This window comes from Hydromonas duriensis, assembly GCF_004363775.1.
Classification (GTDB): domain Bacteria; phylum Pseudomonadota; class Gammaproteobacteria; order Burkholderiales; family Burkholderiaceae; genus Hydromonas; species Hydromonas duriensis.
Map to the genome: position 1 here is coordinate 83,289 of NZ_SNZE01000005.1, position 24,729 is coordinate 108,017.

At 45.5% G+C, this 24,729-nt stretch carries 22 protein-coding genes; 13 read left to right on the plus strand and 9 right to left on the minus strand.

What is annotated here, in order from left to right; genetic code table 11:
- The first annotated feature begins 91 nt into the window (after positions 1 to 91).
- The 3 genes from kdsA (at position 92) to eno (ending at position 2,677) form a co-directional block, all read left to right on the plus strand.
- A complete protein-coding gene (gene kdsA, locus DFR44_RS03640; RefSeq protein WP_133619351.1) occupies positions 92 to 955 on the plus strand; it encodes a 3-deoxy-8-phosphooctulonate synthase in 864 nt (287 codons plus the stop codon).
- A gap of 54 nt (positions 956 to 1,009) precedes the next feature.
- Positions 1,010 to 1,303 carry a DUF1330 domain-containing protein gene (locus DFR44_RS03645; protein ID WP_133619352.1) on the plus strand — a complete coding sequence of 98 codons (294 nt, stop codon included), beginning with the start codon at positions 1,010 to 1,012 and terminating at the stop codon, positions 1,301 to 1,303.
- An 87-nt stretch (positions 1,304 to 1,390) separates the two neighbouring features.
- Entirely contained in the window at positions 1,391 to 2,677 is a 1,287-nt protein-coding gene (eno, locus tag DFR44_RS03650; RefSeq protein ID WP_133619353.1) for a phosphopyruvate hydratase, read from the plus strand.
- Between the two features lie 64 nt (positions 2,678 to 2,741).
- Here eno and DFR44_RS03655 read toward each other — a convergent pair whose 3' ends face one another.
- The 4 genes from DFR44_RS03655 to DFR44_RS03670 all read right to left on the minus strand — a co-directional run bounded on the left by DFR44_RS03655 (position 2,742) and on the right by DFR44_RS03670 (position 6,882).
- Complete coding sequence (locus DFR44_RS03655) at positions 2,742 to 3,611, minus strand: UDP-2,3-diacylglucosamine diphosphatase (RefSeq protein WP_162845142.1); 870 nt, start codon at positions 3,609 to 3,611, stop codon at positions 2,742 to 2,744.
- Entirely contained in the window at positions 3,580 to 4,077 is a 498-nt protein-coding gene (locus DFR44_RS03660) for a peptidylprolyl isomerase (protein ID WP_133619355.1), read from the minus strand. Before DFR44_RS03660 ends, DFR44_RS03655 begins: the two co-directional genes overlap by 32 nt.
- Positions 4,078 to 4,447: 370 nt before the next feature.
- A complete protein-coding gene (locus DFR44_RS03665; protein ID WP_133619356.1) occupies positions 4,448 to 6,232 on the minus strand; it encodes a TRAP transporter large permease in 1,785 nt (594 codons plus the stop codon).
- 38 nt (positions 6,233 to 6,270) lie between these two features.
- Positions 6,271 to 6,882, minus strand: coding sequence for a TRAP transporter small permease subunit (locus DFR44_RS03670; RefSeq protein ID WP_133619357.1), 612 nt, complete (start codon positions 6,880 to 6,882; stop codon positions 6,271 to 6,273).
- A gap of 292 nt (positions 6,883 to 7,174) precedes the next feature.
- Between DFR44_RS03670 and purB the strand changes: the two genes are divergently transcribed.
- From purB to DFR44_RS03710, 8 genes are all read left to right on the plus strand, one after another.
- Positions 7,175 to 8,548 carry an adenylosuccinate lyase gene (gene purB / locus DFR44_RS03675; protein ID WP_133619358.1) on the plus strand — a complete coding sequence of 458 codons (1,374 nt, stop codon included), beginning with the start codon at positions 7,175 to 7,177 and terminating at the stop codon, positions 8,546 to 8,548.
- A 21-nt stretch (positions 8,549 to 8,569) separates the two neighbouring features.
- Positions 8,570 to 9,706, plus strand: coding sequence for a DUF1615 family protein (locus tag DFR44_RS03680; protein WP_133619359.1), 1,137 nt, complete (start codon positions 8,570 to 8,572; stop codon positions 9,704 to 9,706).
- 107 nt (positions 9,707 to 9,813) lie between these two features.
- Positions 9,814 to 10,536, plus strand: coding sequence for a 2-C-methyl-D-erythritol 4-phosphate cytidylyltransferase (gene ispD / locus DFR44_RS03685; protein ID WP_162845143.1), 723 nt, complete (start codon positions 9,814 to 9,816; stop codon positions 10,534 to 10,536).
- Positions 10,537 to 10,575: 39 nt separating this feature from the next.
- Positions 10,576 to 11,076: a 2-C-methyl-D-erythritol 2,4-cyclodiphosphate synthase gene (gene ispF / locus DFR44_RS03690; RefSeq protein WP_211336890.1), complete on the plus strand. Its 501-nt coding sequence runs from the start codon at positions 10,576 to 10,578 to the stop codon at positions 11,074 to 11,076.
- Positions 11,073 to 11,816: a tRNA (adenosine(37)-N6)-threonylcarbamoyltransferase complex dimerization subunit type 1 TsaB gene (gene tsaB / locus DFR44_RS03695; protein WP_133619361.1), complete on the plus strand. Its 744-nt coding sequence runs from the start codon at positions 11,073 to 11,075 to the stop codon at positions 11,814 to 11,816. The genes ispF and tsaB overlap by 4 nt, the downstream gene beginning before the upstream one ends.
- Positions 11,813 to 12,277, plus strand: a complete 465-nt coding sequence (rimI, locus tag DFR44_RS03700) for a ribosomal protein S18-alanine N-acetyltransferase (protein ID WP_162845144.1) — start codon at positions 11,813 to 11,815, stop codon at positions 12,275 to 12,277. The genes tsaB and rimI overlap by 4 nt, the downstream gene beginning before the upstream one ends.
- Before the next feature lie 111 nt (positions 12,278 to 12,388).
- Positions 12,389 to 12,925: a hypothetical protein gene (locus DFR44_RS03705; RefSeq protein ID WP_133619363.1), complete on the plus strand. Its 537-nt coding sequence runs from the start codon at positions 12,389 to 12,391 to the stop codon at positions 12,923 to 12,925.
- A gap of 9 nt (positions 12,926 to 12,934) precedes the next feature.
- A complete protein-coding gene (locus DFR44_RS03710; RefSeq protein WP_133619364.1) occupies positions 12,935 to 13,270 on the plus strand; it encodes a hypothetical protein in 336 nt (111 codons plus the stop codon).
- Between the two features lie 152 nt (positions 13,271 to 13,422).
- Here DFR44_RS03710 and DFR44_RS03715 read toward each other — a convergent pair whose 3' ends face one another.
- The 4 genes from DFR44_RS03715 to DFR44_RS03730 form a co-directional block, all read right to left on the minus strand.
- A complete protein-coding gene (locus tag DFR44_RS03715) occupies positions 13,423 to 14,997 on the minus strand; it encodes a tetratricopeptide repeat protein (protein ID WP_133619365.1) in 1,575 nt (524 codons plus the stop codon).
- Between the two features lie 123 nt (positions 14,998 to 15,120).
- Positions 15,121 to 16,800, minus strand: a complete 1,680-nt coding sequence (locus DFR44_RS03720) for a PhoH family protein (RefSeq protein ID WP_133619366.1) — start codon at positions 16,798 to 16,800, stop codon at positions 15,121 to 15,123.
- Positions 16,801 to 17,029: 229 nt separating this feature from the next.
- A complete protein-coding gene (locus tag DFR44_RS03725; RefSeq protein WP_133619367.1) occupies positions 17,030 to 17,515 on the minus strand; it encodes a peroxiredoxin in 486 nt (161 codons plus the stop codon).
- 65 nt (positions 17,516 to 17,580) lie between these two features.
- Complete coding sequence (locus DFR44_RS03730) at positions 17,581 to 17,955, minus strand: Mth938-like domain-containing protein (protein ID WP_133619368.1); 375 nt, start codon at positions 17,953 to 17,955, stop codon at positions 17,581 to 17,583.
- A gap of 263 nt (positions 17,956 to 18,218) precedes the next feature.
- Here DFR44_RS03730 and DFR44_RS03735 point away from each other — a divergent pair, with 263 nt between their 5' ends.
- Positions 18,219 to 19,454 (plus strand): pyridoxal phosphate-dependent aminotransferase, encoded by a 1,236-nt coding sequence (locus DFR44_RS03735; RefSeq protein WP_133619369.1) that lies wholly within the window; start codon positions 18,219 to 18,221, stop codon positions 19,452 to 19,454.
- A 59-nt stretch (positions 19,455 to 19,513) separates the two neighbouring features.
- Here DFR44_RS03735 and mfd read toward each other — a convergent pair whose 3' ends face one another.
- The gene (gene mfd, locus DFR44_RS03740) at positions 19,514 to 22,999 is read right to left on the minus strand and encodes a transcription-repair coupling factor (RefSeq protein WP_133619370.1); all 3,486 of its coding nucleotides are present in this window, start codon (positions 22,997 to 22,999) and stop codon (positions 19,514 to 19,516) included.
- Positions 23,000 to 23,322: 323 nt separating this feature from the next.
- On the opposite strand from mfd, the gene aptA reads away from it, so the two are divergent.
- Positions 23,323 to 24,636 carry an omega-aminotransferase AptA gene (gene aptA / locus DFR44_RS03745; protein ID WP_133619371.1) on the plus strand — a complete coding sequence of 438 codons (1,314 nt, stop codon included), beginning with the start codon at positions 23,323 to 23,325 and terminating at the stop codon, positions 24,634 to 24,636.
- Positions 24,637 to 24,729 lie beyond the last annotated feature (93 nt).

A 24,729-nucleotide genomic window follows, 5' to 3' on the forward strand; every position in this document is an offset into this window, starting at 1 on the left:
CATGACATGACTGGCTTCGGCATTTGAGCTGTTGGTTAGATGAATAGTTACGCTTATTGTGCCTTGACCGTCTTGAGGACGAGGAGAATGTATGAAATTATGTGGTTATGACGTTGGTTTAAATCAGCCTTTCTTTTTGATTGCAGGCACATGTTCAATTGAAGGTTTAGGCATGTCGATAGATGTGGCTGGACAGCTTAAAGAAATGACCGCTGAACTCGGTATTCCTTTGATTTATAAAGGTTCGTTTGACAAAGCGAACCGCTCATCGGGCAATACCAAACGTGGCGTGGGGCTTGAGAGTGGTTTGAATATTTTAGATGAAGTGCGCCGTCAAACGGGCTTGCCTGTGTTGACAGACGTTCATGAAATTGAACACATCGCCGAAGTGGCGAGTGTGGTTGATGTCTTACAAACGCCTGCTTTCTTGTGTCGTCAAACTGATTTTATTCGTGCGGTCGCGCAAAGTGGTAAACCTGTGAATATCAAAAAAGGTCAGTTTTTGGCTCCATCGGACATGAAAAATGTCATTGAAAAAGCACGCAGTGCTGCGCGTGAACTGGGCTTAGAGGAGGACAATTTTTTGTCGTGTGAACGTGGCGTGAGTTTCGGTTACAACAATCTTGTGTCCGACATGCGCAGCTTGGCGATTATGCGTGAAGCCAACGCGCCTGTAGTATTTGACGCGACCCATTCAGTTCAGCTCCCTGGGGGGCAAGGCTCAACCAGTGGCGGACAACGTGAGTTTGTACCTGTTTTGGCGCGTGCTGCTGTCGCGGTTGGTGTGGCGGGTCTTTTTATGGAAACCCATCCCAACCCAAGCGAGGCGTGGTCTGATGGTCCTAATGCGGTGCCGTTATCGCGTATGAAAGAGTTGCTCTCCACTTTGAAATCTCTGGATGTGGCAGTAAAAGCCAACGGCATGTTCTTAGAAGATAACTTCAACACTTGGTAATGTTTTTTAACGCAAAGCGGTCTATGCTTTGCGTTTTTATTTGGAAAGTTTAAAATGACCGTACCTGCATATATGATTTTTAATGTCGATGTTACCAATCCAGAGCAATACGACCAGTATCGCGCTTTTTCTTCAAAGGCCATTGAAGAGCACGGTGCAGAGCCACTGGTGCGGGGTGGTGCGCAAACAGTTTTAGAGGGGCATGTTCATCCTCGTACCGTCATTTTGAAATTTGCTTCAGTTGAAAAAGCGCAGGCTTTTTACGATTCAGAGACTTATAAAAAAGGACGAGAATTACGTAAAGACGCTGCGATTGCCAATATTGTCATTGTTGAAGGCTTGGCATAATTAAATCAATTTAGAATTGAAACCCAGTAGGGAACAATCTTTACCGCGTGAGGGTGCGGTTTGTTTTTTTAATTTAGGAGAAAAATAATGAGTGCTATTATTGATATCGTTGGACGCGAAATTTTGGATTCGCGTGGTAATCCAACTGTTGAATGTGAGGTTTTGCTTGAGTCGGGCGCAACGGCTCGTGCTGCGGTTCCTTCTGGTGCGTCAACAGGCTCGCGCGAAGCGATTGAGCTGCGAGATGGTGACAAGTCGCGCTATTTGGGTAAAGGTGTGTTGAAAGCGGTTGACCATATCAATACGGTGATTGCAGATACAGTGATTGGCATGGAAGCATCAGAGCAGGCTTTAATCGACCAAACATTGATTCAAATGGATGGTACAGACAATAAGTCTAACTTGGGTGCAAATGCCATGTTGGCGGTGTCAATGGCGGTTGCGCGTGCTTCTGCGAATGAAGTCGGCTTACCTTTGTATCGTTACTTTGGTGGTTCAGGCGCCATGCAATTGCCAGTTCCAATGATGAATATTGTCAATGGCGGTGCGCACGCGGATAATAATCTTGAGTTTCAAGAGTTCATGGTTATCCCAGCAGGTTTTGACTCATTCCGTGAGGCATTGCGTGCGGGCGCAGAAATTTTCCATGCGTTAAAGAAAATTCTTCATGACAAAGGCATGAACACTGCGGTGGGCGATGAGGGTGGTTTTGCACCGAATTTTCAGTCGAATGAAGAGTGTTTGAACACCGTAATACAAGCGATTGAAGCGGCTGGTTACAAAGCGGGCGAGCAAATTTTGATTGGTTTGGATTGTGCTGCATCTGAGTTTTATAAAAATGGCAAATACGAGCTACCAGGCGAAACCCTCAGCCTGTCGAGCAAAGAAATGGCAGATTATTTGGCGAATTTAGTCGATAAATTTCCGATTATTACCATCGAAGACGGCATGGCCGAAGGCGATTGGGATGGTTGGAAATATTTGACCGATATTTTGGGTAAAAAAATCCAAATCGTTGGTGACGACTTGTTTGTCACCAATACCAAAATCCTCAAGGAAGGCATCGACAAAGGCATTGCCAATTCAATTTTGATTAAAATCAATCAAATTGGCACTTTGACCGAAACATTCGCCGCCATCGAGATGGCCAAACGAGCAGGTTATACCGCTGTGATTAGCCATCGCTCGGGTGAAACCGAAGACTCAACCATCGCTGATATTGCCGTGGGTTTGAATGCGGGGCAGATTAAAACGGGTTCTTTGTCACGTTCTGACCGCATTGCGAAATACAATCAATTGTTGCGCATTGAAGAAGCGTTGGGTGAAACAGCGTCTTATCCAGGTAAACGTGCGTTTTACTGCATCAAGGCGTGATAGAGCCTCAAAAAAAAACCACGACAGTTGTCGTGGTTTTTTGTTTTCATAGGTTACTTATAGGTCACTGTGTGATGACAATCAATTCGGGCTTATCCTTGTTTTCTAACCAACTGATGTAACCCCAGCGTATTTTGTCAGGGTTTTCACATTCCCAATCAGGCAAGACCACTCGCGTGGTGTCAAAAGTCAGATGGGTGCTGGGCTGGTGGGTGTGACCATGGATGATATAACGGCTGGCGTATGTCTTAAACCATGCCTCTGCTGTATGGGCTGGAATGTCCTGTATTTGCATGTTGTCATGCGTTTTATATTCACGTTGTTTCGAGGTGTTGCGAATTTTTTTTGCCAGTTGATTGCGCCAAGATAAAGGCAGTTTGAGAAACACATTTTGAATCCAGCTGGTATGAACCAAGCGTCGAAACAGTTGATAGCCTTTCTCATGGCTACACATCAAGTCGCCGTGAGTCAATAAGACACGTTGATGGTTGATTGTGATTACACATGGGTCTGGTAGTGGGGTCATGTGAGCAAAGGCCGTGTATTCCTCTCGAACGAGGAAGTCCCTGTTACCAACCATATACCCAATAAAAATGCCACTTTGGGCCAACTTAGATAGGCTTTCTGCCACGCGTTGAGCTGCAGGATTTTCTAGGGCAGCATCGTCACCAACCCAATATTCAAATAGGTCGCCCAGAATGATGAGTGCATTGTATTGAGGCGCAATGGTTTCGCAAAAATATTCAAACTGTGCCAAAGTGCGAGGCATATTGACCGACAAATGCAAATCTGAAATGAAACACACCCCGCTCAATTCGCTGGGCACAGATGTATCCATTGGGCGAGATAGAGTGGGGTGTGGGTTGTTCATTGTGAACGAGTGCTTTTGGATGCTGAATCGTTTAGATGAGTTCAGCTTTTTCGATGATGACATCTTCCATCGGCACATCGGCGTGCATACCCGCGCGGCTGGTTCTTACTTTTTTGATGGCGTCTACGACTTCAGAGCCTTCAGTGACTTTACCAAATACTGCGTAACCCCAACCTTGAGGTGTAGGTGCGGTGAAGTTCAAAAAGTCGTTATCGGTCACATTGATGAAAAATTGTGCAGTTGCTGAGTGAGGGTCGCTTGTGCGAGCCATTGCAATGGTATAAGTATCATTTTTCAAACCATTGTCTGCTTCGTTGTTTACAGGTGCATTGGTACTTTTTTGTTTCATGCCCACTTCAAAACCACCGCCTTGAATCATGAAATTAGAGATGACTCGATGAAAAATTGTACCGTTGTAAAATCCTGCGTTCACGTATTCGATGAAGTTAGCCACTGTTTTAGGTGCTTTTTCGGCATTGAGTTCAACAACAAATGAGCCTTGGTTGGTGGTGAAACGTACTGATGACATGACAATCCTTTTTGTAACTATTTGATAGGTAAATAAATGTTAGGTAAAAACAAATTTGAGGGGTTAAACTCAACGCAATAACCCTTGAAAAAACAATGGATGCGAACCAATATTATCCCATCGTTTTTGTGCCATTGTAACCGAATTATCATTGTTAGATGACTCCAATGCTTGTGGTTGACTGAATCTGCGCTTATCTCCAGTGGTTTTTTGGATAGTGCAGCGTGGCTTTAATTATTCACAATACGTCAAGCATCATGTAATCATAAATCCAATCATAAGCAGGCACGTTTGCACATTTAAAAAGCCCATGATTGGGCTTTTTAAGTTAAGATTTATTCACTTCTTTCACAGCTATTGGTTGTTACTGTCATTTGGTGGGAACAAAATCAAACTTTGGTGCGCTTTTTTCATTTGATTTTGTTTCAGTAGCCGATTTTTTAGAGTCAGCAGCGGCTGGTTGTGTTACATCTAAAATGGGAGCACTTAATTTTGGCGCTGCCGAGCCTGTCTTGTTGCCCATATCTAGATTTAATGCGGGCGTTACGACGCCTGTTGAATTCAATATGGCTGGAGTCGTGCCGTTGCTTTTGGATTTGTCGGTGACCACAATATTGGGAAATATAATGATAAGTGCGACCACAATCAATTGTATGACGACGTAAGGAATGGCACCCAAATAAATGTCGCTGGTTTTGACCGATTTAGGTGCGACTGAGCGCAAGTAAAATAAGGCAAAGCCAAATGGTGGGTGCATGAATGACGTTTGCATATTGACGGCTAACAGCACGCCAAACCAAACAAGATCAATTCCTAGTTTTTCAGCCACAGGGGCAATTAAAGGCACTAAGATAAATGACAACTCAAAAAATTCTAAAAAGAACGCCAAAACAAAAAATAAAAGATTAACGACAATCAGAAAACCAATTTGTCCACCTGGAATCGCAGTGAGTAGATGCTCAACCCATTTGTCGCCTTTAACACCTTGAAATACAAGGTTAAATACGGTTGAGCCGATGAGGATGAATAGAACAAAACTGGTGAGTTTGAGTGTCGACTCCATGGCCTGTTTGGTTAAGCCAAGATTCAGTTTCCCTTTAGACATTGCCAATAAAATAGCACCCAACGCACCCAGTCCACCACCTTCGGTGGGTGTGGCTATGCCCATAAAGACCGTACCTAAAACCAAAAATATCAAAGCTAATGGGGGAACCAATACAAAAATTACACGTTGAGTCATATCGCTCAACACGTGTAATTTTAAAAGTTGATCTGCTTTGGCTAAACCATACAAAACAAATATGGCCAAAGATAACGCCAAAATTTTGGCACGGCCGAAAGACTCTTCAATCGTATCAGCACCAAAGATTTTATGGGTTTCAGATACACCTTGGGTGCTGTAGCTAAAAAATGTATAAAACACCGCGACCGCCAGCGCGACCATGATGAGCAAAGATGCCGCACCCGAGCGCCCATTTTGTGTAGGTTTAAAGGTGCGGGCGGATAGGGGGAGGGCTGGAACCCAAGATGGTTTGACGATTGAAACGATGAGAATATAGAAAAGATACAACCCAACTAAGATGAAGCCAGGCGTGAACGCTGCTTTGTATAAATCGCCAACAGGTCGCCCCAACTGACTGGCCAAAACGATGAGTACCAATGAGGGTGGAATAATTTGTGCCAACGTGCCTGACGCGGCAATCGTGCCAGCGGCCACACGCTTATCGTAACCATACTTAAGCATCAAAGGTAAGGAAATCAAACCCATGGCGATGACTGATGCGGCCACAACTCCTGTGGTGGCGGCGAGCAGCGCACCAACCAAAATCACGGCGTAAGCCAAACCGCCACGGACGGGGCCGAACAGCTGTCCAATGGTGTCAAGTAAATCCTCTGCCATGCCAGAGCGTTCTAAAATCAGACCCATGAATGTAAAAAATGGAATCGCCAGCAGGGTGTCGTTCATCATGATGCCGTACACTCGATTGGGTAAAGCCTGCATGAGGTTGGGGTTTAAAATTCCCAAACCAATGCCAATCGCAGCAAACAGCAGACCATTGGCTGCGAGAGAAAAAGTAATTGGAAAACCCGATAGCATAAAGGCAATTAGGCCCAAAAACATAATAGGTGCAAGGTTGGCCGCAAGAAGTTCCATAGATGTCTCCGAAGTTTTTGATTTTTATGTATTAAGTTTTATTGGCTTTGGCGAGTTTGTTGAGTGGCTTCCAGATATTCGCGTACCTCGTCCTCTGGTGTGTGATTGGCTTTACGAAACTCTGAAAAAGGCACTAAGCCTTTCATATAACCGAAGCGTTTAATCAGTTCAGAAAGGCCTTGCAAAATTAACAAAAAATAGCCAACGGGCATGAGTAGTTTGAAAGGCCAAAGCAGCAAGCCACTGTCTCCTGAGTGTTCGCTGTTATGAAAAGATTGAGTGAAGAAGCTCAAACTGTAGTAAAAAATTAAACAACAAATCGGCAACATGAAAAATATGAAACCAAAAATATCGAGTTTGACTTGTCCGCGTTCCGAATAACGTGAACTAAGGACATCGATGCGGACGTGTGCATCGTGACGCAAGGTATACGCCGCTCCAAATAAAAAAATGCAAGAAAATAAAAAAAACTGCAATTCAAACATCACACTGGAGTTGTGCTGAAAAAATGCACTGCTGCTGAATAGTTTTCTCGAAATGGCATTGATTGAGCAAATTAATACGGCGATTAAAACTCCCCATAGCATGAATTTAGCAACGCGTTCATTCAAGTTGTCGATGGATTTGGATAGGCGCAATAAGCCTTTCATGGTGTCGTCTCCTTTTTTTTGTTTAGTTTATCGCATAAGTATAGTGGATTAAAAAAATTGATTGTTATCTTTCTATAGGTTTGCTTTCAATTTAATAGTGTTCAATACATTTCATAAAAGGCAGATTGATATCTTTTTGATAACGCCAATAGACTTTAGTGGCTTTCGTTTAAAGTCTAAAACCTAAAATTATGTTTAATATCGTAAATGCCATCTTGGGTTTACAGGTCAAACAGGTTAAAATGACGTCTTGCATTGAAAACTCGATTTTAAATCGTAAGAAAGTTGAACTATGAACACAGCCTTATACGCCATTTCCCCCCTTGACGGACGTTATGCTTCGAAAGTTGATGCGTTGCGCCCAATCATGTCCGAAGCTGGATTGTTGCACCACCGTGTTAAGGTTGAGGTGGCTTGGGTGCTTGCTTTATCACGAGCGGGCTTGGCTGAGTTACCTGCCTTTTCTGAAATTGCAGTGGCGTATTTGACGATGGTGGTCGATAACTTTGACGAAGATGATGCGGCGCGCATCAAAGACATTGAAAAAGTAACCAACCATGATGTGAAAGCAGTTGAATATTATCTTAAAGAAAAAATGGCAGCACGAGCGGATTTGAAAGAATTGGCCGCCGCCGCTGAGTTTATTCATTTCGCTTGTACTTCTGAGGATATCAATAACACTTCGCATGGTTTAATGCTCAAAAAAGCCCGTGCGGATGTTTTGTTGCCACACATGGACGAACTGGTTCAACAGTTTAAAACTTTGGCAAAAGAATACGCAGAACAGCCAATGCTGTCTCGCACCCATGGCCAACCTGCTTCGCCTTCGAGTATAGGCAAAGAGTTTGCCAACATCGCTTATCGCTTAGAACGTGCGCGAAAAGTGTTTTCTGAAGTGCAATTGCTAGCGAAGATGAATGGTGCGGTTGGGAACTACAATGCACATGTATCCGCCTATCCTGATTTTGATTGGCAATCCTTCTCAAAAAATGTGATTGAAAACGACTTGGGTTTGGTCATGAATCCATACACCACTCAAATTGAGCCACACGATTATATGGCACAGTATTTTGATGCTTTGGCGCGTTTTAACACCATTTTGCTCGATGCCAATCGCGACATTTGGGGTTATATTTCGTTGGGCTTTTTCAAGCAAAAAACCAAGGCTGGTGAAATTGGTTCATCCACCATGCCACATAAAGTCAACCCGATTGACTTTGAAAACTCAGAGGGCAACCTTGGTTTAGCGAATGCCATGCTCAAGCATTTGTCTGAAAAACTGCCCGTTTCGCGCTGGCAGCGAGATTTGACGGACTCTACTGTTTTGCGCAACATGGGCGTTGGTTTGGGCTATTCACTCATTGCGTATGACGCATGTTTACGAGGTTTGGCGAAGTTGGAGTTAAACGCGCATAAAATTGACGACGATTTGAACAATTGTTGGGAAGTTTTGGCCGAGCCGATTCAAACCGTTATGCGCCGCTATGCCGTGCCGAATGCCTATGAGCAACTCAAGGAACTCACGCGAGGAAAAGGCATCACCCGAGAAGCATTGCAAGAGTTTATTCAAAACTTGGCGATTCCTGCCGATGAAAAATCTCGCCTACTCGCCATGACGCCTGCAACCTATACAGGTTTGGCCGTCCAGTTGGCGAACAACATCTAATCCGAAGTACACGTCTTTATCATGATGCGTGCATTCAAACTGCTGTGTGCCACAAGTGCGGCATTGTTATTGACCGCTTGCCCACAACAAGGCGGCCCCAAGCAAAGTGCAGCGGTGCAAAAACTTATTGCGCCTGATGCCGTCTTTGCCAAAATGATTCAACAAGGACGGCGGGTTGACGAACCTCAAGGTTGGGTGAATGATATTTTGGCTACTTTAGACGAGCTGAAGTTGCAGCGTACCAATGCCAATGTTTGTTCGGTCATGGCTGTGATTGAGCAGGAAAGCGGGTTTAAAGAAGACCCGCCTGTCGCTGGTTTGAATCAATTGTTGACTAAAAAAATCGCCAAGATGGAAGAAAATTTACTCATGTTGGCGGCACTTGAAGTGCGTTTGAGTCAGACCATGAGCAATGGCCTCACGTTTCGCCAAGCCATCAAAAACATCAAAACAGAGCGAGACTTGGTGCGTTGGTACGAAGCTTTTACTGAGGCACAATTTACGGGCTTAATACTCGACCGTCTGGGCAAGGGTGTTGATGATTTGGTCTCTACCGTTGGTTCGATGCAAGTGTCCATTGATTATTCACGTCGTTTGGCGCAGACATTAGGTAAGCCAACAGCCAATATGCGCGACACTTTGTACACGCGTGTGGGGGGTGTGTTTTATGGCACGGCTCATTTGCTGTATTACCCCGCTCGATATGATAATGTCTTGTACCGTTTTGCAGATTTTAACGCTGGGCAATACGCCAGTCGAAATGCGGGTTTTCAAGTGATGTTGAGTCAGTTGACTGGGCAAAAAATTGTCCCTGACGGTGACTTGTTATCGCACGCAAGTGGTACAGATCGTTCAAAAAATTCACAAACACAAGCCGCGCTCATACAATTGTTTAGCAAGTCGGCTAAAAACATTCAAGCACAAACCATTGCGGATGATTTGGCTCGTGAAAAATCCATTGAGTTTGAAAATACCACAACTTATGCGACGGTCATTCAATTGATGCAGGCCAAAGGCTTAAAACCCGTTCCCGCCGCCTTGCCGAAAATTTTTTTAAAGAGTGAAAAAATCACCCGCAGTTTGACCACAGAATGGTACGCAAATAGCGTCAATGCCCGCTATCAACGGTGTATGGGCGTGGCTGAAAAAAATCTCTAGCGTTTTAGTTATGAGGCGCATGGGTTGGCTCGAAATGAAGCCTCGTCCATGTTTTTTGAGCGCTAATGTATCATGTTGTTTTAGCAAAAAAATTGAGGGAGGCTTGGATGAGTCAAGCAAAAACATCTGTTGTGGCACTGATTTGTGCAGCAGGGCAAGGCGAGCGCGCTGGGACACCGCTACCGAAACAATATAAAGAACTGAATGGCGTGCCGATGTTGGTGCATACCATTATGGCTTTTTTGAAGTGTGATGTGGTTCAAGAAGTGTACGTGGTGCTTTCTCCAAAGGATGCTTGGTATGACGTTTTGGTTGCGCCCTTGGTAGGGGATGCCGTCAAAGCCATCCGAGTCGGCGGAGAAACCCGTGCGCAGTCTGTGTGTCATGCCTTAGGCGTGCTCGACGACTCTCACGATGATACATGGGTGATGGTGCATGACGCTGCGCGCCCTTGTATTCAAGGTTCTTTTATCAAGAAATTGCATGATGAAGTGCTGCAAAGAGACGCAATTGGTGGTTTGTTGGCCGTTCCCATGGTTGACACGGTCAAGTATTCTGAAGATGAGGTACAGGTTAAAAAAACGCTTGATCGAAAAAAATTATGGGCGGCTCAAACCCCACAAATGTTTAAATTAGATGTCCTATACAATGCGTTGTCGGATGCTCTGGTTGATGAGACGATTGCAGCGGGCATCACGGATGAAGCGAGCGTTATGGAGTGGGCAGGTGTGTCGCCTTTGTTGGTTCAAGGTGAGGTTGCCAACTTAAAAGTGACCTATCCACATGATTTTAAACTCGCTGAATTTTGGTTGACGCAAATGAAGGCTTAATTCAGCGGGTTATTAAGTAAACAATTTTTGAAAGAAAATATGAAAGCAGCTTCTTTGGCTTTTCGGATTGGGCAAGGCTTTGATGTGCATGCGCTGGTTGAAGGTCGCCCCTTGATTATTGGTGGTGTGACCATTCCTTTTGAAAAAGGGTTATTGGGGCATTCTGATGCCGATGTGTTATTGCATGCCGTGACCGATGCATTATTGGGTGCTTTGGCCTTGGGGGATATTGGTCAGCACTTTCCCGATACCGATTCTCGTTTTAAGGGGGCAAATAGTCGAGAGCTACTTAAGCATGCCTATCAAAAAGTGTTAGATGCTGGGTACGTTTTAGGCAATTTAGATGCGACCATCATTGCTCAAGCTCCCAAAATGGCTCCACATATTATCAACATGCGAGAACACATCGCTCAAGATTTGGCGGTCGAAGTGAGTGCCGTTAATGTGAAGGCAAAAACGTGCGAAAAACTCGGTTTTTTAGGTCGGTCAGAGGGGATTGCATGTGAAGCCGTTGTCATGTTGTGTCGGGTGGACGCATGAGTGCGGCTTTATTGGCAATTGATACGTCAAGTGCTTATTGTTCAGTGGCCTTGGATGTTAATGGGCAAGTGTCGACTGAACACAGCCCAACGGAACAAACCCATTCCGAGCATGTTTTGCCTATGGTGCGTCGTTTACTCGAAAAACAAGGGATGGGCCTAAAAAATTTAGATGCTTTTGTGGTCGGCATTGGCCCCGGTGGCTTTACTGGCGTGCGTTTAGGGGTGGCGGTTGTACAGGGCTTGGCTTATGCCACGGGTAAACCTGTGATTGCTTTGTCGTCTTTATTGGCATTGGCACAAGCGGCTTTTAAGTCGCGCGGTCAAGCAGGGCTTGTGTGGGTGGCGAATGATGCGCGTATGCAGCAAATGTATTGGGCGGCGTATTATTTTTCGGATGATGGTCAATATACGGTGGAACACGCCCCTAGCTTAGGTGTATTAAGTGATTTACAAAATTTTGCGGCAGGCTTGAATGCGGAGGCTTCCGTGAGTTTAGCGGGCAACGCGTGGGCAAGCTTTCCCGATGTTCAGGCGTGGTCAGTTGCACAAGGTTACTTATTGGCTGATATCGACCATGCTGCACCGAACGCGGTCGATTTATTACCACTTGCCCAACGTTGCTTTCGCGAACAGCGTTATCAAGCGAGTCACGACATCGCGCCACTGTATGTGCGCGACAAAATTGCTCAAACCATTGCCGAACGCGAAGCAGCGAAACTTTTGCAGGAGCAGGCGTGAGCCTTATTTTTCGTTCGTTGTCAGATGCCGATTTGCCTGATGTGGCTGATATTGAAGCCGCTGTACACATTGAACCCTGGTCACGTTCTCAAATGCTTGGGGTGGCGGATTTATTGACGGGGCATTATGCAGGTTGGGTGGCGGTGCAGGATGGGCGCATAGTGGCGTATCTGATAACCCAAGTGGTTGTGGGGGAAATGGAAGTTTTGACAGTGGGCGTGGCGCACGGATTTCAAGGCCGTGGCATTGCTTGTGGTTTATTGAACCATGCTTTTGAGCAGGCTAAAATTAAATGCATTGGATTAAGTTTTTGTTTTTTAGAGGTGCGGGTAAGTAATCTATCGGCTCGTGCGTTGTATCGCAAATTGGGCTTTGTAGAAGTCGGACGACGTATAAAGTATTATCAAAATTCGCTTACGGGTGGACGAGAAGATGCCTTGATATTACGTTTGGATTTTTGAAGGACAGAAACGCTTCCTTAAAAAACTCTTAAAAACTCTTAGATAAATCACGCGAATCATAGAGTCATCACAAACCAAACAAGATTTTTAGTGTTTTGAACATGGACACGTATGCAAACTGAAATACTGACTTATCCTGAATATCACCCTGAATGGCTGGATGTCATGGGCATTACTCGCTGGCAGAGTAAACTAATTGCAAGTCAGAGTGATGCGCAAGTCGATACGCCCGAGACGACTCCAGTCGAGCTGCCAGAGTGCATCAAAACCGCGCGTTATTGGGTACTTGGTGCTCAGGGCTTGACGGCTGAAGAATCTTATTTGTTGGCGGGGATGATGGCGGCCATACACGCAAAAAACACAGAAGTGGTGTATAGCCACAAGGCGGAACAAGTCAACACAATAGAGCAAAACACGGGTTTACCCAGTTTTGAACGTTTACAAGTACAGACAGTCAGTGATTTGGCTGTATCGATACCAGAACAGTTAAAGGTGTTGTTATTGGGTGATGTGGTATTACCTAATGCCCATGCCCATGTGTGGCGAATCCCAAGTTTGGGGGCAATATTAGATACACCATTGCTCAAACGCGAGGCTTGGCAAGCATTAAAAACGATGTGGGCACATGAAATTTCAATCAAAAAATAAGGAAAAAACATGCACAACAGTAAAAATATGAATCACGACATCAAAGATTTTCGTCAGCCGATGGTGACCTCTCTCGGTATTATCATGGGTTTCGCGCTGGGCTTTATGGGGAATTGGGCGACCGAGGATGATGGTGGTGTTACTTTGAAAGGCACCGCAGATTGGCTGACAGCAGGCGGCTTGTTTTTGGGTGTCATTTTGATGATTGTCACGCTTTATCGGTTACTCAATAACCGTTATGACCAAGAAAATGTCGGCATGTATTATCACCGTACTTTTCAGATTTATATTCTTGCTTTGGTGTTAACATTTACAGGCTTGATGACCGCAATTTTCTTCTATTAATAACATTTAATAACATTTTTATTAATAATCTTTCAATACCTGGAATACACAGCAAAAAGAGAGCCAAGCCTTGAGTGAATTAAGGCTTGGCTCGTTTGCAAGGAAAATAAAGCGCAATAACAGTGTAACAGTGTAGTGTAATAGTGACGCTGTTACGATTTAAATTGAGCCGCTCTTTCTCTGAGCGCTGTTGCTAAATTATCAATCACATCGCTCCATTGGTCGGTTTGTGTTTGTCTAAAGTAGCGGGTGTTGTTGTACCAATAACTGGTGTCACGCGTCGGCAATCCATGCCGCCAATCAGGGTTTTTAATCAGAGGCACCCAAGTCTCCGCTTCCATCCCTCCAGCCAAGTGAGATACAGAAGTGCACACACACACCACAATATCTAGGTTCTTAATAATCGCTGCGGTGTCGTAAAAATCATCTTGTTCTAAACTAAAATCAATCATTTGAAGCTCGGGCAACAAAGCCGCCTCTGAGCCACGGTCTTTGTTTTGTAAGCTGACAAATTCAATGTCATCAACTAAGTCGATGAAAGGTTTAAATAGAGGCAATGGAATGCTCTTCTTGCTGGCGGCGCGCTCGAAACGTTGTACGGTCTCTGAGGACACAGTGCCCCACATCAAGCCAACACGTAAGCGGCGTTTGCCATCTTTTGACTCGCGTCCTTGAATCTTGATACGCTGGTCAAAGTAAGCTGTACGTTGAGAATCGGCGACAAAATAAGCGTGTCGGTTGTTGTCAAAATCTGCCAAAGACTTACGATAGCGTTGCAATAAATGCCCCATTGGCAAATGTGCATCTACTTTAAGTTGGGCGATGTCTTGAGAAGGCTCACGGTAGGTGTGGGCGAAGACACGGGTTTCGGGGAAGCTGCTTGCAAATAAACGCACCAGAGATGGTTTGCAGGCAATGATGACTTTCGCTTGAGCGGCTTTGGCTTCAGCCAGTAGTTCATTCATGGGCGACATAAACATCATTTCATCGCCTAAACCTTGCTCACCATGTACCACTATCACTTGCCCTTTTTTAATCTTTTCCCCAAGCAGAGGATAGGGGAAGTTATAACAATAGGCATTGTTCAAATAACTGCTTTCAAAGCGTCGGTTATAGTAGGTAAATCCCGTATCAAAATGTTCTTGTCTGAGTTCATCGAGTGCGTACCCCCAACGTGCGACATCGTCTGTTGGGTCTTGTAACAGCTTTTTGTATAAGGCGTGAGCCCGTTCTTGGTATTCATCTAGAAGCGCGTAGCAGGCGACGAGACGATTATAAAATTTATCGTAGTGATCTTCGCCTAATTCTATTAAACGATGCAAACAGTCAATCGCCATTTCGATATGACCGTCTAAGCGCAGTTGTTCGCTGTAATTCCATAATGCTTCTTGGTAATCGGGTTTAATGTGCAGACTACGTTGATAATGCATCATTGAGCGCAGCACATCGTTTTTTTCTTGTGCGTATGTTGCGGCATTGAAATGGTACGCGGCATTGTCAGGGTCGTACTGCAAGCCAATCAACTGGATGTCATAAGCCAAATCATTCATGCCTTTCATCGATAAAGCAAGTGCTTTGTAGTAATGAATGCCATGCGCAGTGGGTAAAAACTGTAATAAGAAATCACATTTTTGTAAGACAGAGTCGTGTTGGTTGTTTTTGCTGTCCAACTGAATGTCGCGAAAAATGGTTTCAATTTGCTCTTGGGTCAGTGATTGTTGGTTCATGTCAGTACACAATTAAATTAATGGTTTAGTTAATTAGTTAATTAGTTAATTAGTTAATTAGTTAATTAGTTAATTAGTTAATTAGTTAATTAGTTAATTAGTTAATTAAGTGAATAATTAAAATTACAATACTTCATTTGCATGGTCGGCCAAGCGCGAACGCTCGCCTCGCATCAATGTGATATGTGCGCTGTGCGCCCAGCCTTTAAAATGCTCAACCACGTAAGCCAAGCCTGAAGAGCCTTCGGTTAAATACGGCGTGTCGATTTGCGCCAAATTACCTAGACACACCACTTTCGTGCCTGGGCCTGCGCGGGTAATCAGGGTTTTCATTTGTTTAGGTGTAAGGTTTTGTGCTTCGTCAAGAATGAGTAACTTGTTGACAAATGTACGGCCGCGCATAAAGCTCATCGCTTTAATTTTGACTTTGTTTTTGATTAACTCGTTGGTGGCCGCGCGCGCCCACTCACCTGCATTGGCATCGCCTTTAATGAGTATTTCAAGATTATCCTGTAACGCGCCCATCCAAGGTGTCATTTTTTCTTCTTCAGTGCCAGGCAAAAAGCCAATGTCTTCGCCTACGGGGACGGTGATGCGGGTGATGATGACTTCTGAGAAACGTCCCATTTCTAAAGTTTGTTGCAGGGCGGCGGCAATTGTGACCAAGGTTTTACCTGTGCCCGCTTGACCGAGCAAAGTGATGAAGTCAATGTCGGGATCCATCAACACATTCAGCGCGAAATTTTGTTCGCGATTGCGTGCGCCGATGCCCCAAACCCCATGCTTAGGATTCGAGTAGTCAACCAGTGTTCGAAGGGTTGCACTTTTGGCGTTATTGGCTCCGTCGGTTTCAACATGCAGTACTTGGCCATAGAAGTTAATCATGTCTGGGTACTCAAGATAAACAAATTGATTCACGTTCATCTGCGACACCAGCGGGCCTTGGATACGATAAAAGGTGTGGCTGCCTTCTTGCCATGACTCAAGGTGCTTGCTGTGGCTTTCCCAAAAATCAGCGGGCAGTGCCAGTTGTCCGCTGTATAGCACATCGGAATCTTGAATGACTTGGTCATTGAAGTAGTCTTCGGCATTTAAGCCCAGCGCTCGAGCCTTGATGCGCATATTGATGTCTTTAGAGACCAAGACAACGCTGCGGTTGGGATGCAGTGTTTGTAAACTATGAACCACGCCGAGGATTTGGTTATCGGCTTTGCCTGATGGCAGGCTTTTGGGCAAGTCGTCCGCAAGGAATTGGGTTTGAAAAAACAAGCGACCAAGGTTTAATTGATTGTCCAAGACGTTTAACGGAATCCCATCATCAATGCCATTGGGTACGGCATTCATTAACTGGTCAAGCTTTCGTGAGACTTGGCGACCGTGACGGGCGGTTTCTGTCGTGCCTTTTTTGTGATTGTCCAATTCCTCAAGTGTCACAAGCGGGAGGTATACATCGTGTTCCTCGAAGCGAAAGAAACAAGAGGGGTCATGTAACATCACATTGGTGTCCAGTACGAACAATTTACGCGCAGTGTTGGAGTCAGAACGCTTGCGAGTTCGCTTGAGTTTTGCGGGCGTTGATTGAGCCATCGGCGCGGTTTGAGCCACTCCCGCGCGGCTTGTTGTTGAGGCTGTATTGGCCATCGGTTTCGGTTGAATGGTGTTTGTTATGCTGGGTGCGCTTTGTTTTTTGAGACCTGTTGACTTTTGCGTTTTGCTGCTTGCAGCGGATTTAACTTCTGAATGCCCAGTTGTATATTGGGTCAATAAACTGCCTTTTTTTGTGGGGGCTTTAGGTAAAGGCATGTGTCTATTCTCCGTCAAGATATAAAAAGCGTCATCATGTGTCCAATTGCTTTTTATGTGGATTAATTATAAGTGTCTATCAGAGGTGAATCGCGCTCATTTGAATCAAGTTGTTTATTCACCCATCCATGCTGAATCATACAACACTTACAATCATAAACGCAAAAGCCCTAGCTTGTTTCGCTAGGGCTTATTTATGGTCAGTTGTTTTATGATTGCATTTTTATGGTCACGTGTTGAGACGCTTAACCGCAGCAAGCACTTCATTGGCGTGTTCTGCGACCTTTACTTTACGCCATTCGCATTGAAGGATGCCGTTGCCATCAATAACAAAAGTACTGCGTTCAATGCCGCGAACCTGCTTGCCATACATCATCTTTTGTTTAATGACATCAAACTGCGAGCACAGTTTTTCTTCAGGGTCGCTGATGAGCTCGAAAGGCAATTCAAGCTTATTCTTGAAATTGTCATGTGACTTTAAACTGTCGCGCGACACACCGACAATCACGGCGTTAGCGGTTAAAAATTGCTCATACATGTCGCGAAAATCCATCGCCTCATTGGTGCAACCTGGCGTATTGTCTTTGGGATAAAAGTACACCACCACGGTTTTGCCTCGATAGTTAGACAGTTTAAATTCTTGTGACACACCCACAGTTGGGGTCGTCATGGTGAGGGGAATGTCTGTTATTGCTGTGTGTAAGAGAGTGCTCATGGTAATGACCCTTTGTAAAATGGTGAGAAAGTTGGTTCGTCAATACAGCAAGTAGTCTGCGCAAATTAGTCGGGCAGTAAAATCAGCGCGAGCACACGTCGTCCTTCACCCATCAATACATTGTAGGTGCGGCAAGCGGCCTGACTACTCATACATTCAACCCCAATGCGTGCGCGGTTGAGCGGCGCGAGTTTCGCGGGGTGAATAAAATGCTGTTGACTGCCCGTGCCAACGAGTACCACTTCTGGGGTTGCTTTAGATACGGTTTCAAACAGCTCCTCCGTCAACTCACTGAAGTGGCTGGCCTCCAATATTTTTACCTCGCCTTCGGGGGTGACCCAAATACTGGACGCATAAGGTGTTTGATTGATTTTAATGGCATCGTGGTCGCACGCGGTAATCGTATTTAAGTGCGGATTAAGCTCTGGTTGAAAGTGCATGTTATTTAATGTTATTAAGTAATAAAAACTGATAATAAATCTAAAACCAAATAAAATCACAAAAAAAACATATATTTGTTATTTTAAATGGAAAATAGGGTTTGGCTCGTGTACACTCTTGTTTTTACATTCTTTTTTGTTGCTTCAGCTTTTTTGAGCAAAGCAACAGTTCTTATCCTGATAGATTGGGACGAACTTTAAAAGTTAAAGGATGACATTGAATCATATCACCAAGGTGGTTCATTTTTTAGAAAGAAATCTTGATGCGCCCACTCAAAAAAGCCCACAAACTTGATAATGTTTGTTACGACATCCGCGGTCCAATCATGCAAAAAGCCTACGAAATGGAAGCGGAAGGGCAACGAATTATTAAACTTAATATTGGCAACGTTGCCGCTTTTGATTTTGAAGTGCCCGAGGAAATGGAGCATGACTTAATCGCCAATTTACCCAAGGCGGCGGGTTACACAGATTCAAAAGGTATTTTCTCCGCGCGCAAAGCCATTATGCATTATACCCAGCGTAAAAATATCAAAGGCGTTACCTTAGAAGATATTATTATTGGCAACGGCGTGTCTGAATTGATTGGATTTGCCATGCACGCCTTATTGAATGATGGCGATGAAGTGCTGGTGCCCATGCCTGACTATCCATTATGGACGGCTTCAACAACGTTGGCTGGTGGTACGGCGGTGCATTATTTGTGTGACGAAGAAAAAGGTTGGGCGCCCTCAATTGAAGACATTCGAGCCAAAGTCACGCCTAAAACCAAAGCGATTGTTGTCATTAATCCGAACAATCCAACAGGAGCCTTGTATTCCAATGAGACCCTGTTACAAATCATTGAGGTTGCTCGTGAGTTTGGTCTGGTTGTCATGGCCGACGAGATTTATGATCGCGTGGTGTACGATGGGCATGAGCATACGGCGATAGCCTCTTTGGCTGACGATGTGTTTTTTATCAGCATGAATGGTTTATCAAAGAACTACCGTGCTTGTGGTTATCGCGCAGGCTGGATGGTGCTATCAGGGGCTAAAGAAGCCGCGCAAGACTACATTGAGGGCTTGGTCATGTTGGCTTCAATGCGTTTGTGCGCCAATGCACCCGCTCAACATACGATTCAAACCGCGCTTGGTGGTTATCAAAGCATTGATGATTTGGTGGCGCCAAATGGTCGTTTGGCGCGTCAACGCGACTTGGCTTATGAATTGATTTGTGCGATTCCTGGGGTGACTTGCGTGAAGCCCAAAGCCGCCATGTATTTATTTCCTAAATTAGACCCAAAAATTTACCCTATCCAAAACGACCAAGATTTTGTGCTTGAGTTTTTAGAAACAGAAAAAGTGCTGCTTGTGCAAGGAACAGGTTTTAATTGGCATGCGCACGACCACCTGCGCTTTGTATTTTTATCTCACGAAGAGCAGTTGCGTGAAGCAATTGGTCGATTCGCGCGGTTCTTGCAGATGTATCGTGAACGAGCGGCGGCTCATGTTAAGTGATTGACAGATTGAGTAATCAAGTAAAAATCCCAAGTGAGTTCACTTGGGATTTTTTGCGACTACTTTAACGCATCCAGCACTTGATGCACGCGTGCCACGCGGTCACTCAGCTCATTCATTTTTGACGTGATTTTTAGCTTGTTATTGCCGTTTAGCTGTATGTTGCGGTCTTTTTGAATCAGTTGAATGATTTTAAGTCCATCGACAGGGGCGTTGTCAGAGAAATGCAAATGCCCAAGTTCCGCTGATACATCGATTTTGCTCAAGCCCATTTCGTTGGCGCGTAAACGGAGTTTGTGGGTTTCGAGTAGTGCTTGAGCCGCAGGCGGGAATGCACCAAATCGGTCAATCATTTCTTCTTGTAAACCAAGCAAATCTTCTAAATTATCGGTGCTGGCAAGACGTTTGTATAAATTTAAACGTTCATTGACATCGTGACAATATTCGGCAGGAAGCAGGGCTGGTGTATGCAGGTTAATTTCTGAAGTCACGCCGAGCGGGGCGGCGAGGTCGGGTTCTATACCTTTGCGCATTGCTTTGATGGCGGCGTTGAGCATGTCGTTGTAGAGGGTAAAACCAATTTCATGCATGTTGCCAGACTGCTTGTCACCTAAAATTTCACCAGCACCGCGGATTTCCATGTCTTGCATGGCCAAGAAAAAACCAGAGCCGAGTTCTTCCATCTGACAAATCGCATCCAATCGGCGTGTGGCTTGGTTGGTGAGCGAGTCTTCATGATGAATCAGTAAGTAAGCGTAGGCTTGATGGTGCGAACGACCGACTCGACCGCGCAGTTGGTGCAATTGTCCGAGTCCAAATTTATCGGCGCGATGCATGATGATGGTGTTGGCGTTGGGAACGTCAATACCCGTCTCGATGATGGTCGTACAGAGCAAAATATTGGCGCGTTGATGGTAAAAATCGCGCATCACGCGTTCTAGGTCGCGCTCGTGCATTTGTCCATGTGCGACGGCGATGCGCGCTTCGGGGATGAGTTTTTCGAGTTGTTCACGACGGTTTTCGATGGTTGAAACTTCATTGTGTAGAAAATACACTTGACCGCCGCGTTTCAGCTCACGCAGGATGGCTTCGCGGATGACGCCATTTTCTTCACGGCGAACAAAGGTTTTAATGGCGAGTCGCTTTTGTGGTGCTGTGGCGATGATGGATAAATCGCGCACCCCTTCCATCGCCATACTCATGGTGCGTGGAATTGGGGTGGCGGTCATGGTCAAAATATCCACCTCGGCGCGTAGGTTTTTGAGCATTTCTTTTTGACGCACGCCAAAACGATGCTCCTCATCGATGATGACCAAGCCAAGCCGTTCAAAAGCCACGTTGTCCGATAATAATTTATGCGTACCAACGACAATGTCGATGGTGCCTTCAGCCAGACCTTTGAGCACTTGAGTGGTTTCTTTGCCAGTGTTGAATCGCGACACTTCGGCAATTTTGATGGGCCATTTTGAGAAACGGTCGCTGAATGTCTGAAAGTGCTGCTCGGCGAGTAGGGTGGTGGGGGCAAGTATGGCCACTTGTTTGCCGCCCATTGCTGCAATAAAGGCTGCGCGTAAGGCGACCTCGGTTTTGCCAAAGCCCACGTCACCACAAACCAGCCGATCCATTGGCTTATCTGACACCAAATCATGGACGACAGCGGCGATGGCGCTGGCTTGGTCGGGCGTTGTTTCAAAGCCAAAGTCGTTGGCGAAAACTTCGTAATCATTGGCGCTCAATTCAAAAGCATGCCCTTTGCGTAAGGCACGGCGAGCGTATAAATTGAGCAACTCTGCTGCGGTGTCGCGAATTTGTTCAGCGGCTTTTTTGCGTGCTTTTTGCCAGCGGTCGGTACCCAAAGTGTGTAGTGGCGCGTGCTCTGGGTCATGACCTGCGTAGCGTGAAATCACCGAGAGTTGAGAAACAGGCACATACAAGGCCGTGTCGTTGGCATAAACGAGATGTAAAAACTCATTCACACCATCGCCCATGTCCATATTCATCAAGCCTTGATAACGTCCAATGCCGTGCTCCTGATGCACAACGGGGTCGCCGATGCGCAGTTCGGATAACGAGGCAATCATCATGTCAACATTGGAGGTTTTTTCCGAGCGACGCCGTGCTCGTGTCCCTTGATTGGCAGCGTATAGTTCTGTTTCTGTGATGAGGCATAAACTCGACGTGCGGTCACTGAGGGTGAAACCACGTTCTAAAGGCGAGTGGCTGATGTAAACTTGAGCGGTGTCGAGCGAGCTGATCTGCGCCCACAATTCTATCGGGCGCACGCTGATGCCGTGTCGTTCTAATGTTTCAGACAGGGTGGTTTGACGACCTAAACTTTCGGCAAAAATAACGGTTGGAATATTGTTTGCCGTGTTGGTCTTACACAGTTGAGTCAGTGCTGCGAACGGCGCATCATGGTGAGTGTTCACGCGAACGTCAGGTAAAGCCTGCGTCAGTTGTGCCAATTGTGCTTCAGCCGCCTCGTCATTGATTTTTGGACGCAACGACAATTGCGCAAAATTTTGTAAGTGCGCAAAAAATTGTTCATCATTCAAAAACAACGCTTCAGGCGGTAATACGGGCGAAGCGTTGTCTCCTTTGAGAAACGCATAACGCTGAGCCGTATCGGTCCAAAATGAACGGATGGTGGTTTGCGCCAAACCGTGCAATACAATGGTCGCATCGGCGGCAATGTAGTCAAAAATCGTTGCGGTTTGCTCAAAAAACAAGGGCAAATAATATTCAATCCCCGCATTAAAAATACCGTTGGCGACATCTTTGTAAAGAGCGTGTTTTGAGGCATCGCCCTCAAATTTTTCACGCCATGCGTTGCGAAACACACCCCTTGCCGCCTCATCCGTAGGGTATTCGCGCCCAGGTAAAAGCTGAACTTTAGGGACTGGATACAGCGTGCGCTGGCTGTCCACATCAAAAGTTTTGATGGATTCAATCGTATCGCCAAATAAATCCAAACGAAAAGGCAATACGCTGCCCATCGGAAACAAGTCAATTAAGCCGCCTCGAAATGCAAACTCACCAGGTGCAATCACTTGACTAACGGCTTGATAACCCGCATTCACCAACTGTTCGCGCAATAGCTGCGCATCCAATTTTTCATTTTGTTTAAAGCTGAAAGTACGCGCCAATAAAAAATCAGGGGGCGATAATCGATACAAGGCTGTACTGACAGGCACAATCAAAATGTCGCATTGCTTCTGCGTCAAGCTGTATAAAGTTTGCAAGCGTTCGGACACCAAATCATGGTGTGGCGAAAAGCGGTCGTACGGTAAAGTTTCCCAATCAGGTAGCTGAAGAATCGATAGGTGCGGAGCAAAATACGCCATTTCTGCTTGTAAACGTTGCGCGTCTTGTGCATGTTCACACAACACCACGGTCAAACGTTTGTCATGCGTCGACAGGGTTTCAGACAGTTGAGTCAGTAACAGTGCATCCGCAGAACCAACGGGAAGGTTTTGTGTGTAGCGTTGCCCGACTTTTAGACGTTGAGCGAGTGAGGTGAGTGTGGGGGCAGCTGAAAAAGTCATGAGAACATCTAAAGTTTGGTCTAAAAACAGTAAAACACCCCAAAACGCCAAGGGCGGGGGTGTCGATAAAATTATCCGCAATTATAACGGTTTTAGGGGCAATCATAAAAAATGATTACGGGCTGTTGCGGTGGCTGCTAACGAACCTTTAAATAACGAAGTAAATAATAAAGATAAAGTCATAAAAATGGTCTGATTCGGGCGTATAAATTGGAGCTATTGACAGACCAATATTTCAACTATAGTGACACATCAAAAACTGATGCCGCCTAACCAATGGCGGTGCAACCATCTAATACATTACTTACATTGGAGACAAAGACATGCCCGTTCAAACTGACCATTTATGGATGCCGTTTACGGCGAATAAACAATTTAAAGCCGCCCCGCGTTTATTTGTGTCGGCGCAAGGGATGTATTACACCACGGACGATGGTCGCCAAGTGTTGGATGGTACGGCGGGTCTGTGGTGTGTGAATGCGGGGCATGGGCGCGAAACCATCGTGAAAGCGATTGCGGACACTGCGGCGACTTTGGATTATGCGCCCATGTTTCAAATGGGGCACCCAAAAGCGTTCGAGGCTGCGAGCAAATTGGCTGAAATCACACCTGCTGGCATGGACAAAGTGTTTTTCACGAACTCAGGCTCAGAAGCGGTTGATTCGGCTTTGAAAATGGTGTTGACATATCACCGTGCTCGAGGTGAGGCACAGCGTACTAAATTTATTGGTCGTGAACGCGGTTATCACGGCGTTGGTTTTGGTGGTATTTCTGTTGGTGGCATTGGTGGCAACCGCAAGCATTTTTCCGCCAATTTAATGCCAGGCGTTGACCACCTGCCACACACTTTGAATCTTGAACACGCCGCTTTTAGTCGCGGTGAGCCCGAATGGGGCGCACATTTAGCGGACAATCTCGAAAATATTTTAACCTTGCACGACCCTTCAACCATCGCTGCAGTCATTGTAGAGCCGCTTGCTGGCTCGACAGGGGTGTTGATTCCGCCAAAAGGGTATTTGAAGCGATTACGTGAATTGTGCGACAAGCATGGGTTATTGTTGATTTTTGATGAGGTGATTACGGGCTTTGGTCGTTTGGGTACACCTTTTGCGGCTCAGTATTTTGGCGTCACCCCTGACTTGATGACGGTGGCAAAAGGTTTGAACAATGCCGCCGTTCCCATGGGGGCGGTTGTGTGTAAAAACGAAATTTATGACACCGTGATTAACAGCGCACCACAGGCCGCCATTGAATTTTTCCACGGTTATACCTATTCCGCCCATCCTCTCGCCGCTGCTTCAGCTTGTGCAGCCTTGGATTTGTACAAAGAAGAAAAACTCTTTGAACGCGCCGCCAGCTTGTCGCAACACTTTGAGGACGAGATTCATCGACTCAAAGGTGCGCCGCATGTGAAAGACATTCGTAATCTAGGACTGGTGGGTGGTGTTGAGTTAAATTCGCGCGATGGTGCGGTGGGTGCGCGTGCATACGAAGCCTTTTTGCATTGCTATCACCATGGTGTATTGGTGCGTTACACAGGCGACATCTTGGCTTTCTCACCGCCACTGATTGTGTCGGAGGAACAAATCACGCAGATATTTGCTGCCGTGGGTGAAGCGTTGAAAACCATTGCGTAATTTACGTTTAATATACATCGAGGACAACTTTGCGTTGTCCAAAAAAAGTTGAAATCAAAAGTTCAAATTTTTTTAAGAGACGATTTGAGTTTT

Excerpts from the sequence above, each read along its gene's own strand:
- kdsA (WP_133619351.1), top strand. The coding sequence starts at position 92 with ATGAAATTATGTGGTTATGACGTTGGTTTAAATCAGCCTTTCTTTTTG.
- DFR44_RS03645 (WP_133619352.1), top strand. The coding sequence starts at position 1,010 with ATGACCGTACCTGCATATATGATTTTTAATGTCGATGTTACCAATCCA.
- eno (WP_133619353.1), top strand. The coding sequence starts at position 1,391 with ATGAGTGCTATTATTGATATCGTTGGACGCGAAATTTTGGATTCGCGT.
- DFR44_RS03655 (WP_162845142.1), bottom strand. The coding sequence starts at position 3,611 with ATGTCATCATCGAAAAAGCTGAACTCATCTAAACGATTCAGCATCCAA.
- DFR44_RS03660 (WP_133619355.1), bottom strand. The coding sequence starts at position 4,077 with ATGTCATCAGTACGTTTCACCACCAACCAAGGCTCATTTGTTGTTGAA.
- DFR44_RS03665 (WP_133619356.1), bottom strand. The coding sequence starts at position 6,232 with ATGGAACTTCTTGCGGCCAACCTTGCACCTATTATGTTTTTGGGCCTA.
- DFR44_RS03670 (WP_133619357.1), bottom strand. The coding sequence starts at position 6,882 with ATGAAAGGCTTATTGCGCCTATCCAAATCCATCGACAACTTGAATGAA.
- purB (WP_133619358.1), top strand. The coding sequence starts at position 7,175 with ATGAACACAGCCTTATACGCCATTTCCCCCCTTGACGGACGTTATGCT.
- DFR44_RS03680 (WP_133619359.1), top strand. The coding sequence starts at position 8,570 with ATGATGCGTGCATTCAAACTGCTGTGTGCCACAAGTGCGGCATTGTTA.
- ispD (WP_162845143.1), top strand. The coding sequence starts at position 9,814 with ATGAGTCAAGCAAAAACATCTGTTGTGGCACTGATTTGTGCAGCAGGG.
- ispF (WP_211336890.1), top strand. The coding sequence starts at position 10,576 with ATGAAAGCAGCTTCTTTGGCTTTTCGGATTGGGCAAGGCTTTGATGTG.
- tsaB (WP_133619361.1), top strand. The coding sequence starts at position 11,073 with ATGAGTGCGGCTTTATTGGCAATTGATACGTCAAGTGCTTATTGTTCA.
- DFR44_RS03705 (WP_133619363.1), top strand. The coding sequence starts at position 12,389 with ATGCAAACTGAAATACTGACTTATCCTGAATATCACCCTGAATGGCTG.
- DFR44_RS03710 (WP_133619364.1), top strand. The coding sequence starts at position 12,935 with ATGCACAACAGTAAAAATATGAATCACGACATCAAAGATTTTCGTCAG.
- DFR44_RS03715 (WP_133619365.1), bottom strand. The coding sequence starts at position 14,997 with ATGAACCAACAATCACTGACCCAAGAGCAAATTGAAACCATTTTTCGC.
- DFR44_RS03720 (WP_133619366.1), bottom strand. The coding sequence starts at position 16,800 with ATGCCTTTACCTAAAGCCCCCACAAAAAAAGGCAGTTTATTGACCCAA.
- DFR44_RS03725 (WP_133619367.1), bottom strand. The coding sequence starts at position 17,515 with ATGAGCACTCTCTTACACACAGCAATAACAGACATTCCCCTCACCATG.
- DFR44_RS03730 (WP_133619368.1), bottom strand. The coding sequence starts at position 17,955 with ATGCACTTTCAACCAGAGCTTAATCCGCACTTAAATACGATTACCGCG.
- DFR44_RS03735 (WP_133619369.1), top strand. The coding sequence starts at position 18,219 with ATGCGCCCACTCAAAAAAGCCCACAAACTTGATAATGTTTGTTACGAC.
- mfd (WP_133619370.1), bottom strand. The coding sequence starts at position 22,999 with ATGACTTTTTCAGCTGCCCCCACACTCACCTCACTCGCTCAACGTCTA.
- aptA (WP_133619371.1), top strand. The coding sequence starts at position 23,323 with ATGCCCGTTCAAACTGACCATTTATGGATGCCGTTTACGGCGAATAAA.